This is a genomic window from Pseudomonas sp. FP1742, from assembly GCF_030687145.1.
Taxonomy (GTDB): domain Bacteria; phylum Pseudomonadota; class Gammaproteobacteria; order Pseudomonadales; family Pseudomonadaceae; genus Aquipseudomonas; species Aquipseudomonas frederiksbergensis_D.
In genome coordinates, this window is record NZ_CP117460.1 from 3,415,665 (window position 1) to 3,427,311 (window position 11,647).

An 11,647-nucleotide genomic window follows, 5' to 3' on the forward strand; every position below is an offset into this window, starting at 1 on the left:
ACAAAAACATGCAGCAGTGCAATCACCAACCCCTAATCCGGATGCACTGCGATGTTAACGTTATCTTCTATGAAAACAAAAATAAAGAGGACTTTATGAAACAACCCTCCAGCAGTCGTCCCCCCCATTCGGCATTCTGATTGTTGTTGGATCAGCTCTTGAGGTGCAGATCTGCGTCTTTCAACTCTTTCAATAGTTGTTTTTCGCTTGTCCTGGTTCTGGCGATATCGCCATCAAGGGTATAGCCCTTCGGCATACTCTCATCCGCACCGTAGAGGAAGTTGATCTTGCCAAGTGTCTTGGTGAGCGTCAGGGACGAGCTACTGGCGGCACTGATAAGTGGTGTCGGCGTGCTGAAGCTTTCCGGCTGGGTTACACCGTGAAGAACCATGATTGACTGGATACGCGTGTTGTCGCGGTTACCCAGCATCGTGGTCAGGTCACTATGAGTAATGGTGCCGTTCCTTGAGCCGATATCCACGGTATCGGCCGCTTTGTCCTTGAGTTCATGCCTGACGCGGGCGACCGTGCCGTTGGTGGATTGAAGGTGCCCGATAAGGGCCTTCAATTTCGGGTCTTTCTCCATGAATTCGCCGATACGTTCAGCATTGCTCACGACATGATTTGGATTCAAGCCGGACGCCAGTTGAGTCAAGAGGGTTTTCTCGTCCAGACGTGACAGGTTCGTGTAAGCACTTTCGAACATGGCGCCTGCGAGCTGGTTGTGATGCTCCTTGGCCGCGACATGCCGGTGGCCGGCCTTGGTCAGTGCGCGCAGAGCGGCATATTGGTCGTCATTCTCGGGTTGCTTGTTGGCAAAGTGTTTATCCAGCCCCTCCAGATGCGACTCAATGGCCTTGGCTGGATCTGCCGCCAACTCAGGCGCTTTCGACTGCTCGCTGAGCCGAGCCAGCTCTTTCTGAGCGGCTTTGTCCTTGAAGGCGCTTTTCAACGTGTCAGAGACTTTCACGATGTCCTCCTCTTTCAAGGGTTGTGCTTCCTCGAACTTGAAATTGACCATCTTGGAAGTTTTCGACTCCACACTCATCGATCCAATGAGTTCCGGCGTGGAGGCGGTACCCAGCCCCCCGGGAAGGGGGGCTTTTGCGCCACTGCCGGGAGCAGGGGCAGGCGGTGCGATTGTGCGTCCACCGGCGACTTGAGCACGAAGGAAAGCACTGGCGGTCGCTTTGTTCAAAAAGCGTGGACGGTTCATGCCCGACTCACTCACGGTAGCTTTATCCGAAGTCGATTTCATTGAATAGTCGCTGTAGTTCAGCAGGTTTACGCTGACGTTAGCCCCACCCATGACGCGGGCCGCGGCGTTCAAGGGTGTACTGTCGGCCGTACTGAGACCGACCCCGACACGTCCATCGACCCCGGCGGTGAGGTTTACGTCAACGTTGAAGCGTTTCGCCCGCTGTACCTCATGGGAAAAGCCACTTTTCATCAGCTCCATGGGGGTGATCTTGCCGTCGATCAAATGGTCGACGAACTGGTCGATATCTTCATTGGCAATCTTGAACTGCAGGCCATTACTCAGGGTACTCGTGGCCGTAGCGCTCAGACCTGCATCCATACGCACACCTGGTTGGAGTTCGCGATCGTTGCCTATCGGTTTGTTGTTGGCCTCCTTGTGTGTGAGCTTGCTCAGTATGTCCCGGCCCGCACCTACCCCAGCCGTACCCGAGAGGGCACCATCACGCGTCATATAGACAACGATGCCTTCTTTATCACGCAAGGCACCCATGGTATAGGTCCGTGCCGCGCCGACACCGCCGTTCGGGAAGGGGCCGAAGGGTTTACCGATCAGGCCGACGAAAGGGGTGGACAGGCTCGCGCCATAGCTGCGCTGTATGCTGATTTCATCATCGCCATGATCGAGCTGTTTCAACGCCGACTTGAGTGTGCCGGCCAATTCCTTTTGGGTGGTGCTGCCGGTGGCGGCCCGCAGGTTGGAACTGGTGGCGTGGTCGGTTTTGCTGAACCCTTTGATGAAGGCCTTGAGGCCGTCGTAGGTCGACTCCAGGCTGGCATGCCCACGGAAGCCCATGTCGGTGACCTGCTTGACCGGGTGCTCTTCGTACTGCACATCACGCAGTTGCAGCAAGCCGTCGCGATACTCCATGATTTGCGCGGTGCGCATCCGCGGTGACTCTGCCGGCTGGGATGGGTGCGGTGGTGTTTGGGCCTGGGCTTGCTTTTGTTCGTTTTCGATCTTGTCCACCAGATCGGACAAGTCCTTGAGGGCCACGACATCCAGCGCCAGGCGAGCCTTGGTCAGGGCCAGGTCGTCACTCGGATTGCGCCGACGACCCAGGGGAATCTCTTCCTTCTGGTGGGAAATCTTCATGCCCTTTTCTTCGAGCTTGCCCAGCAGTTCGCCGGTGGGGTTCTCCTCCGAAGGGCCGATCTTCTTCAGGGCGCCCTGCAGCTCCTGCATCAGGTTATGGTCGGAACTGTTGATGTTGAGCTTACGCGCGACATCGGACATGCCCATGCTCAGGGCCGTGCGTTTGGACGGCGGATTGAACTCCCCATGCTCATTGAGCAGACCTTTGGACTGCCCCAGATGCACGGTGCTCTTGCGCGCATGGTTTTCCAGCTCGCTGCGAAACCCCTCGAGCTGTTCAACCAGCTCCTTGCCTTCCGGGCCCAGGTCCAGCCGGGCGATCCGTGACTTGAGGTCTTCGCCCGTGGCCGGCAGCGGGGTGTTGGCGTCGGCGATGGCTTCCAGTTTTTTGATCACCTTGCCCTCGGCCTGGTAGACCTCGTTGAGACCGTCCCGGCCTTTGGCGGTATGCACCAGACTGTCGCCCGTGGCCTTCACCCAGCGCGGCATTTCCAGGGTGGGCTTGAACACATGGGCGGTGATGAATTCTTTGGTACTGACCCGGTTCTGCGTTTCCATTCCTCCCCGGCCCAGGGCACTGGCGGTGAACCGCGCCGTAAGACCGGTGCCAGGAATGCGCCTGGTTTTGACGCCATCATGGAGGCGCCCATGCAAATCGCCGAGGACATCCTTGCTTTCCGACGGTTCGACCGCTTTCCAGTCATGGTTGTTTTGCCGAGCCAGCGGTTTGTCGTCGCCATGCAACAGGGTGGCGTTCAATTGCTGGTCATCACCGGTGCGCAGCGAGCCCAGCGGTTCGTCGTCCGGTGTGGCAATCTTTTTCCATTGCGCTTCGGGACGCGGTTTCGCCTCGCTGGCCTGCCAGTCTTCCTTGTCCAGCTGGAAGGCTTCACCTTGATCGTTCAGGGCGAACAGGTCCGAATGCTGGTCCAGCGCCAGGGACTTGATCGAGCCATTCAGGCCCTCGGTGGTCAGCTCGGTCAGCGGGCCTTTTTTGTGGTGGGCGGTGAGTTTGCCGGTGTCGTCCAGGGCCACGAAGTGCTCCGGGTTGACCATGGCGAAGCTGGTGATGGTGCGCCCCTCCAGCCCGGCGATCGCGCTGCCGGCGCTCACTTGGGTGGTTTGGGTCGCCTGGGACAGCGCATAGTCACGACCGAAGGATTGCGCTGCCGGGGCCTGGCTCACGTCGAGCTTTTTCAGCGTGCCGTTCTGGAGCATGTAAGCCCGGCTGTCGAGGCCGATGCTCAGGTGGCTGACGTCCTTGATCTCGGTATGCCCCCAGGCACGGGTGGCCGCGTCCCAGCGTTGGACCTGCTGATTGTCCAGACCGACTTTGCCGAGACGGCCCAGGTCGAAGGTGTTGCTCGGGGTCGGTGTGACCCCGGGCAGGCCGCGGGTGTTGTTCAGGACCATGGCGTCGGTCAGGTTCCAGCCAGGCTTGAGCGAGCCGCTGGCGGTATCGACCGGCAGAGTATGGGTATGACCGGCCGGATCCTTGACCAGCGCATGCACCTTGCCCTGGTCGTCACTGATCAACGCCTGGGCCTGGTGGGTCACGCCCAGCTTGACGTCCGGGTGCGTGATTGCCTGCTCTGGCGTCAGCGGCAGTTCGCTGCGGTCGCCGCCCAATTGCTGGCGGTCGACATGGTACAGCCGGCCCTGGGTGTCGCTGAGCAACAGCGCGTCCTTGGTCAGGGCGATGCTGCTGGCGTCCGCGTCATCGGCGAGTTTCACGTCGATGCTGGCGGTGAGCGCCGTGACTGGAGTGGTGGTCAGATCGAGCAGCCCGAGGCTCTGTTTATCGTCCTTGACCTGGAGCAAGGCGGCTTCACCCTCACGGCTGACGGAGAAGGCCTTGATGTTATTGGCAGGATAGTGCCGAATATCTTGCGAACTCAGGTCGACCACCGCATCGGCGGTCAGGCCGTAGGTCTTGCCATCGCCCTGGGTGCTCAGGGCGCTGAAGGTCTGCCCGGCCAGCTGCGGATGCGCTTGCCAGCCCTTGGTGGCCGCGTCGAAGCGATAGAGTTTGTCGTCATGCAGGCGCAGTTGCTGGCCGTTGTGGTCTTCGTGGACGCCGGTCAACTGGCTGAACTGGGCCTTGCCGGGCGCGTCGAGGATCTCCTTGCCGATTTGAGTGTTGTGCCCGTACAGACCCAGGCTGCCGTTCTGATTACGCAGTTGCGGGGCGGCGTCGGTGAAATCCTTGAGGAATTGGTGGGCGTCGCTGGTCTGGCTGCTGCGCAGCAAGGTGGTCGCGGTGTCGGACTGCTTGAGATGAAGCAGGTTGCCCTTGTTATCCAGCAGCACGTGTTCGTGGCTATTGGCCCCGGACTCGCTGTGCAGGGCGACGAATGAGTTGTCAGCGGTCTTGAGTTTCGACTGGACGATGTCGGCCAGCGCTGGCGGGTCCATGCGCCCGACCTGCAACTGGCCCTCGCGGTCCAGGCTCAGGGGTCGTTTCGGGTCGTGGGTCCGCTCCAGCAGTTCGGTGCCATGGTTGAAGCGCCCGGCATGGCTGCGTGACAACTTGGGGCCCGGTTCATTGGCCAGCGGTCGTTCGCCGGTGGGTGCCAGTTGATCGCTGATCGAACGGCCGAAACCGTCGCCGCCCTGCAACCGTGCACCATCCCGGCGACTTTCCCTGAGCGCCGATTTGATCGCCTGTTCATCCTGCTCGGGGGTTTTGCCATCTTGCAGGCTGATGCCGTGCAGGTCGGTGTCTTCGCCGACTTCCTCGATCTCGCTGACGGTAGTGGCCGGGCTCTGTGAAGGGCTGGTCTTTTTATCGGCAGCGCTCTGTTCACCTTTCGCTGCCAGTTTGTTCGAGGCTTGCGGCTCTTCTTCTGCACTCCCTGATGTCGAGGGCTCATCGTTCGCCGGGCCCTGTGTCACTGGTTTTTTACCGTCCAGTTTCTCCTGCTGGCGCGCGCGCTCAAGCTGCGCGCCTAAGGAGTTGCGGCTGGCGGGTCTGGGGGCGGCGGGCGTGGCCATGGCTGGCGCTGGGGTTGCTGCGGCAGCGGTTGTGGTGGTGCCAGACGCCGCTGCCGAAGCATTGGGGCGGCTGCCTGAGGGGGTGCCGATATGCAGGAGTTTGCCGAGCTTTTTCCTGAAGCGTTTGCCGATGCTGCCCAGTGAGTGGGAGCTGCGCTGGGTCGGTTGTTCCGCTCGCTGATGAAATTCGCTGCTGCCGCCGGTTCGCTGTGCGGCATCCACGGAACTCGAACTGGACACCTGACCAAGGGGGGATAGCTTCATGTTTGTCTTCCTTAATTTTTATCCGTCAGCGCGGACAAGCCCCATCCTGGAGCGGTATTAGCGTTCAGCTCTATAAGTGACAGTTCAGCCAAGCCAGTTCCATAAAGACCTTAAAAAATGTTGTGTCACTCCCGAGTGAGGTCTTTTGGTCATACGTTAAGGTAAGAAAATGCTTGCTATAGCTATCCAGAAACATCTGCCCGGCAGTACCGGACAGAATATCGATAGCAGCGTTTGAACATATCGGTGAAGTGCTCTCCATAATCAGTGGCCCAAACCGACGGCAGAACGAGATCGCGTTCTTAATCGGTAGAGGCAAAGGGATTCCGCCCCTCACTATCAACTAATTCTGCAGAGAGTCTGATCTTAAGTGTTCTATCTGTAGATATAGCACTGTCAGAATTTGGAAGGGACGGAAGAACGACTATCGCCTTGGTTTCTGTATTGGAAACATCTGAGACTGCCCAGCGGCATTGCCCCCTCGCCATACCCGCTATAACTGCCAGGCTCAGGCGCTCGTCGAGAAGGTAACGAACTTCCAAAACAAGGCACTGGGCAATTTTCGGGTCGACTAGTCGTTAATAATTTGCGCTCGCACCTTTTTATTTTTCGGCAATGTAACAATCAGCGCATTAGCAGTAATGCCATTGGAAGCAACAGATGAGACATCCTTATACACCTTGCCCCCCTTGTCCAAAAAGTCGCCAAGCCTCATCTTAACCGCCACATGGTTCCTGGTCGAGTAACCCCGCACCGCGCTACGTGCTTGCGAGCCGACCATTACATTTAAAGACGGATCTTTCAAATCCGATGCATGCATTTGCCGCGGTAAATAGGCGTGTGCTTCACCCGGGGCAGCTCCGATGTACCGTGCGTTTGGGTTCGCTTGTAACTCTTCATGCAAAGCGATCCTTGCGCATGACTCAGGATTACCGGCCAGCTTTCCACCTTGCACATACTTTTTGTCCGTCGTTCGATAAAGCGGAGTATCTACGTTTAAGCCAAACCTTCGCATTGGATCGTGGATCTCAAGAAATCGCTCCCGTTCTGCAGAGGGGAGCTGATGGACAGACGTGAGAACATGACCACCACCGATGTGAACCCCCCCCCAGAACCTGAAGGTTGCCTTGGGCTAACCGGTGGGCTATATACGTTGTGGGAACTCGTTGTTCCGCAAATATTCCCCATACTCATCTACCTCACTGTACAAAACTATAAGTTTTTTTAATATTGCTGCCGACACTTAGAAGATCTTCAAAAACCCTACGCATCTCGACATTATTCACTTCAATCAGAGGAACTCGAGCATGTAGAACCCCGACTCCATCTTTACCCAAGCCTAATGTGAAAAACGGCTTTCTGAAGCTAAAACCATTCAGGCTTAACAAATCAATCAGAATCTCACTAGTCACCTTCTTAAGCGCACCAAGCTCAGCAACAAAATATATCCATCTAAATTTGTCTTGATACACCTTTATAGAAATTCCGCTTTCGAATTGGAAGCAATAGACCTCATCTTCATGCTGCTTGCTCGGCAAGCTAGACATACTATAGTCTCTAACCAACCCCTCAATCAGAAGATCAAATGCATTTTTCATAGCACACCTCAATAAAATACGCTGCTAAGTGGTCGATCAAGCTAAAATGGTTCCATCTATTTTGTGGAACACCGTCTCTGCAGTTGGAGTATTTTTAATACAGGAACAATGACAAGCATCAGCGATATACCCGCCTGTTGCTCGAAGCAGTACAGCGAAACGACTCGTTCGCAATACTCATATGTGGTTAAACAGGGCTTTTGGCATCCACCACAGGAAGGGAATCAGGTGGAGTGGGGAATCAGATCGATCTGTAGCGCGTCGCCATCAGGCTTGATCATGACGACAGAAAACGCTCCCAAAAAGGAAGGAAGGTATTATGTCGCGCATAAGAACGCCGATTTGTTAGATGTGTTTGCTCGCACGAACATCATCAATCAAAGCGGCGTTCTTGTACCTGTGTTGCCCGGGATTCCGTGAAGGACCAAAATAATGGCATTCGGTTCCTTCTGGAACCGAGCCAGATTCAGTGTTTCAGACCCGCCAGTTCCAACACCTGAGCCAGGAATTGCTCCAGTGCATCGCTGGAGCGCTGCTCGCAGGGCAGCGCATGCCAGATAACGAATGTATGCTGGCTATCAAGGCAAATATAATAACCATCGAAGGTTTCTACATCTTCAAAGCGGCGCTTCAACGTATCGGAAAAAAGGTTCGGTCGTTGCGCACTGTGCCGAATATTCAAGGCAATGCCCCAACCGACACCCTCCTCACGAAAGACAAGTTCTATACCGGGAGCCCATTGCCAGACACTGGCTCGTCCATCACCGACATGGGTAATGAAACTGTGTTGATCGGCACTTCGGATAATCACATCATTCATGCAGCAACACTCTACTGTAATCACTCTGTCCGTTGCGTAAAGCCGGTGACCACCAAACACTCAACTGCTGCTCATTAGACACGGGGCTTGCACAGTCAGACGAATGGCAGTTCGTTGTACCTATAGAGGAACACCCACTCAAAAGCAACTGACTCCCGATCAACAAAAAAGAAAAATAGTTAACTTTCATACTTATATCCCTTTACTTTCATCGCTCCTGCCACCCGCAATAGTAAGACTAATTATTGAAGCACCTGGACAGGCAACAACATGGAATCATGATTAATTAATCAACTTAATTATCTTTCTTCACAACGGCAATAATGACACTCTAGATGGTATTCTCGGCACACCAGAAACTGCAACAGGACGCAAGGCAATAAAAACTTCAGCAGACTCCCCGGGCTGCAACAAGGTATGCGGCCAGACCGTCACAGCAAGCGTCTGCGGCCCGGCACAGGATTGCTCTTCGAACTGAAGCGGCCGCTTGCCGATGTTGCGCACCACACCCACGGCAACACTGTAGTCGACTCCCGCGAACCACTGCCTCTTTTCAGGTCTGAATGCCAGGGGCTGATCGCTGACCTTGCAAAGATCCCGTACCTCCGCGCCAGAAGACAAGGCGTTGACCCCGGCGGGAATGCGCCCCTTGACCAACTCACCCAAGGCATTGGCCAGCTTGTCGCGCAGCTGGGCGTCCTTACCCGGCGATCTGGTGTGCGCCAGCGCCGCCGCCAACTGGGGTTTGTTCTCCGCTGCCAGGTAACGTGCCGGGTCCACTTGGTCGCCAATCAGCCTCGGGGTCAGGATGAACAGCCGCTCGCGTCGTGAGTTTTCCCGGCGTTTGGAGGAAAACAACGACCCCACCAGCGGCAGATCGCTCAGCAGTGGAACCTTGTCCTCATGATCGCCGCTTTCATCGACATGGAAGCCGCCGATGACCAGCGATCGATTCTCACTGATGACCGTCTGAGTACTGACACTGCTGCGTTTGATCCCTGGCGTGGTGCTGTTGGCGTTCTGTTCGATCTGACCATCTTCGATGTCGATGATCAACTGAAAGCGGTTCTGCGCGCCATTGGGTATGGTTCGCGGAATCACCTGCAAACTGGTGCCGGCGGTGACTGGTTGAATGTTCGCCACCCGCTCACCGGTGGCCGTGATATACACGGTCCGGCTGAAATCGATCACCGCCGGCTGGTTTTCCAGCGTCAGTACTGACGGATTGGCGATCACCGACGCCACACCCTGACCTTCCAGGGCCTGTATGTCGGCAAAGAAACGCTTGAAGTCGCTGATAAAGAGCGTCGACGTACCACCGGTCAACAAGGAACTGCCGAAACTGACTGCTCCTGCCTGGGCGTTCCAGCGCGACTCCAGACGCGATAACTGGGTGCGATCGATATCCAGAATCACCGCATCGATCTCCACCAGATTGCGTGAAACATCCAGCTGCTCGACCAGCTTCTCATAGACACTGTACTTCTGCGGGTCGTCATAAATCAGCAGCGCATTGTTACGCGAGTCAGCCACCACCTTTTTGTTGGACTTCCTTGCGGATGTGCCGACGGATCGAGGTTTGATCGTATCTCGCCCGCTCGCCAGGGTCTGAATTTTCTCCCGGGCCATGTCTGCCAGGCCTTGGTAGGCTTGTATGCTGTCTTGAAAACCCACCGGCGAAACAGGTATGCGTCGGCTGTCGAGCAGACCGTTAAGCATATTGGCCACGCCTGGAATCACCAGAGTCTGGTCGCGATAACGAACTTCCCGATCGTCCACCGAGGCATACCGCAAAGGGAACATCATAACCTGCTGTTTCTCTTCAGGCTTGACCTTCTCTTTGCTGAAGCCGCGGATAAATTCGACGTAACTCGAGGGGCCGCTGACCAGTACCACGCCTTCGTCAGGCAGCTCTCCCCAGCCGAAGCGTTTATCCAGCAAACCGATATCCGTCAGGGCCTGCTTCAAGTCGGGTGCAGCATCGGCGGAAATCTCCAGGCGCTGAGAAACCTGTTCGGCCTGAGGGCTCACATACAGCTTGCCGTTATAGAGAAACCACTGGAACTGATGCTCCAGCGCCAGCCGGTTGAGAAACTCTTCGGCATTGGCTGAACGTATCTTTGCGTTCACCACACCGTTAACCCCATGCATGCTCAACTTGACCCCGTACGACTCAGCGAAGTCGGCAAGCACTGTCGACAAGGGTGTTTCAACCGCTTCGTAGGCGTAGGCCGACTGGCGCCAGTCCTCCGGGACTCCCGCCATCGCCGGTAGCGCCAGGGCAGCCAGCAGGGATAACCAGCAAAGTCGCTTAAACATAAGGTCTTCCCATCAAGGTAGGTCGGTCCGGGCGTCGAGTCGCCGCAGGGGCTTGCGCGAGCAACGCTTGCCAGACATCGCGCTGATTGGCCAATGACTCCAGTGCACGGATGATGGCCGAGCTGTCATCGCTCATCAGGCGTTGCAAAAGACACAGTCGACGTTCCTGGGGATCGAGCGCCAATGCACCGACAAAGCGTCCAAGGCTGGGACCGCAAAGACGCAGTGCAGCCTCAAGCGAAGTATCGTCGCCACGCCACACCGTGCTGAGCATCGCGCAGCACAACACCCCTCCTCCGCGTCGCTGCAAAGACATCCGGGAGCTATCGACCGCCAGGCTCAGCGAATGCTCACCACTGTCCAGCCAACGCTCGACAGTCAGACTGAGCTCAGCGGATTTCATTGATGATTGCCTTGGCGAGGTTGTGCTTGACCACTACCTCCTGATTCGCCGCCCAGGAGGCGGTGGATGTCTGACGCATGGCGGTATTGAAGGCGTGCCAGTCATCCGGGGAAAGGCCATCCATCTCTACGGCTGATTTGTCCAACTGTTGTTGCGTGCGCTCGAAATTGCTATCGAGACGGTGTCGGATTGCTTCCAAAGAAAACATGGTGATACTCCTGGTTCTTGATTCTCTCATGAGTGGTACGGCGCCCACTTAGGTTCCATCGCATGTTCGACGGATCGAAACTCAAGCGCAGCTTTCGAGACGCTCTTGCTCTGGCAGAACCCAGCGCTGCAGGGCCTGCCAACTCAAATTGAAGTCACCGCTACTGGCCCGCAGGCTCAAACCATCGGCGGGCAATTGCGGGTCGGCGCGCACCGTCCAGTTCGAATGGCCAAGCACCGGCAAGCGCTCGGCGAGCACGTGTGCAAGGTCGGGATGACAATGCAGCACACTGGCTTCGTCATGCGGCTGAGCGGCCTTCAGATGGCGCAGCAAGGTATCGATCCGCGCAGGCTCCGGCACTTCAGCGAGTAACGTGCGCAAGGCTTCGTCGAGCAGCTGCCGAGCCGTTTCATTCAGCCCTTCCCACATCTGTTCGCGCTGCGCTCGCCAGTCGTCGAGCAATGCCTGTGCCTGCTCCCAAACTTGCGCCTGCGCTTGCTCAGCGGCAACCTCGCGCAACGCCCGCGCATCGGTGAGCGCGGCGTCGAGAATGCTTTTTGCCTGCTCTCGGGCAGCCTCCAGAACCTGGCCGGCCAGCAAACAATCGTCTATCTCTTCGCGGCGCAACAGTGACTCGCCAATGAGCTGGCAATCCCCAGCCAGTGTGAGTTTGCGAACGGCCAGCATG

At 56.7% G+C, this 11,647-nt stretch carries 8 protein-coding genes; all 8 read right to left on the reverse strand.

The window, feature by feature from the left end; genetic code table 11:
• Positions 1 to 151: 151 nt before the first annotated feature.
• Complete coding sequence (locus PSH64_RS15170) at positions 152 to 5,611, reverse strand: AvrE-family type 3 secretion system effector (RefSeq protein WP_305477694.1); 5,460 nt, start codon at positions 5,609 to 5,611, stop codon at positions 152 to 154.
• Between the two features lie 571 nt (positions 5,612 to 6,182).
• Positions 6,183 to 6,707: an AvrPphF family type III effector gene (locus tag PSH64_RS15175; protein ID WP_305481162.1), complete on the reverse strand. Its 525-nt coding sequence runs from the start codon at positions 6,705 to 6,707 to the stop codon at positions 6,183 to 6,185.
• Positions 6,708 to 6,810: 103 nt separating this feature from the next.
• Positions 6,811 to 7,209 carry a CesT family type III secretion system chaperone gene (locus tag PSH64_RS15180; protein WP_305477695.1) on the reverse strand — a complete coding sequence of 133 codons (399 nt, stop codon included), beginning with the start codon at positions 7,207 to 7,209 and terminating at the stop codon, positions 6,811 to 6,813.
• A 466-nt stretch (positions 7,210 to 7,675) separates the two neighbouring features.
• Positions 7,676 to 8,029 carry a negative regulator of hrp expression HrpV gene (locus PSH64_RS15185; RefSeq protein ID WP_305477696.1) on the reverse strand — a complete coding sequence of 118 codons (354 nt, stop codon included), beginning with the start codon at positions 8,027 to 8,029 and terminating at the stop codon, positions 7,676 to 7,678.
• 309 nt (positions 8,030 to 8,338) lie between these two features.
• Complete coding sequence (gene sctC / locus PSH64_RS15190; RefSeq protein ID WP_305477697.1) at positions 8,339 to 10,348, reverse strand: type III secretion system outer membrane ring subunit SctC; 2,010 nt, start codon at positions 10,346 to 10,348, stop codon at positions 8,339 to 8,341.
• Entirely contained in the window at positions 10,341 to 10,751 is a 411-nt protein-coding gene (locus PSH64_RS15195; RefSeq protein WP_305477698.1) for a type III secretion system chaperone, read from the reverse strand. Before PSH64_RS15195 ends, sctC begins: the two co-directional genes overlap by 8 nt.
• Positions 10,738 to 10,959, reverse strand: coding sequence for an HPr kinase (locus PSH64_RS15200; RefSeq protein WP_007906128.1), 222 nt, complete (start codon positions 10,957 to 10,959; stop codon positions 10,738 to 10,740). The genes PSH64_RS15195 and PSH64_RS15200 overlap by 14 nt, the downstream gene beginning before the upstream one ends.
• Before the next feature lie 81 nt (positions 10,960 to 11,040).
• On the reverse strand, positions 11,041 to 11,646 hold the full coding sequence (gene sctL, locus PSH64_RS15205) for a type III secretion system stator protein SctL (RefSeq protein WP_305477699.1): 606 nt from the start codon (positions 11,644 to 11,646) through the stop codon (positions 11,041 to 11,043).
• Between the last annotated feature and the right edge of the window lies 1 nt (position 11,647).

Bases quoted from the DNA above. Each gene is read 5' to 3' on its own strand.
- PSH64_RS15170 (WP_305477694.1), bottom strand. From the start codon at position 5,611: ATGAAGCTATCCCCCCTTGGTCAGGTGTCCAGTTCGAGTTCCGTGGAT.
- PSH64_RS15180 (WP_305477695.1), bottom strand. From the start codon at position 7,209: ATGAAAAATGCATTTGATCTTCTGATTGAGGGGTTGGTTAGAGACTAT.
- PSH64_RS15185 (WP_305477696.1), bottom strand. From the start codon at position 8,029: ATGAATGATGTGATTATCCGAAGTGCCGATCAACACAGTTTCATTACC.
- sctC (WP_305477697.1), bottom strand. From the start codon at position 10,348: ATGTTTAAGCGACTTTGCTGGTTATCCCTGCTGGCTGCCCTGGCGCTA.
- PSH64_RS15195 (WP_305477698.1), bottom strand. From the start codon at position 10,751: ATGAAATCCGCTGAGCTCAGTCTGACTGTCGAGCGTTGGCTGGACAGT.
- PSH64_RS15200 (WP_007906128.1), bottom strand. From the start codon at position 10,959: ATGTTTTCTTTGGAAGCAATCCGACACCGTCTCGATAGCAATTTCGAG.
- sctL (WP_305477699.1), bottom strand. From the start codon at position 11,646: ATGCTGGCCGTTCGCAAACTCACACTGGCTGGGGATTGCCAGCTCATT.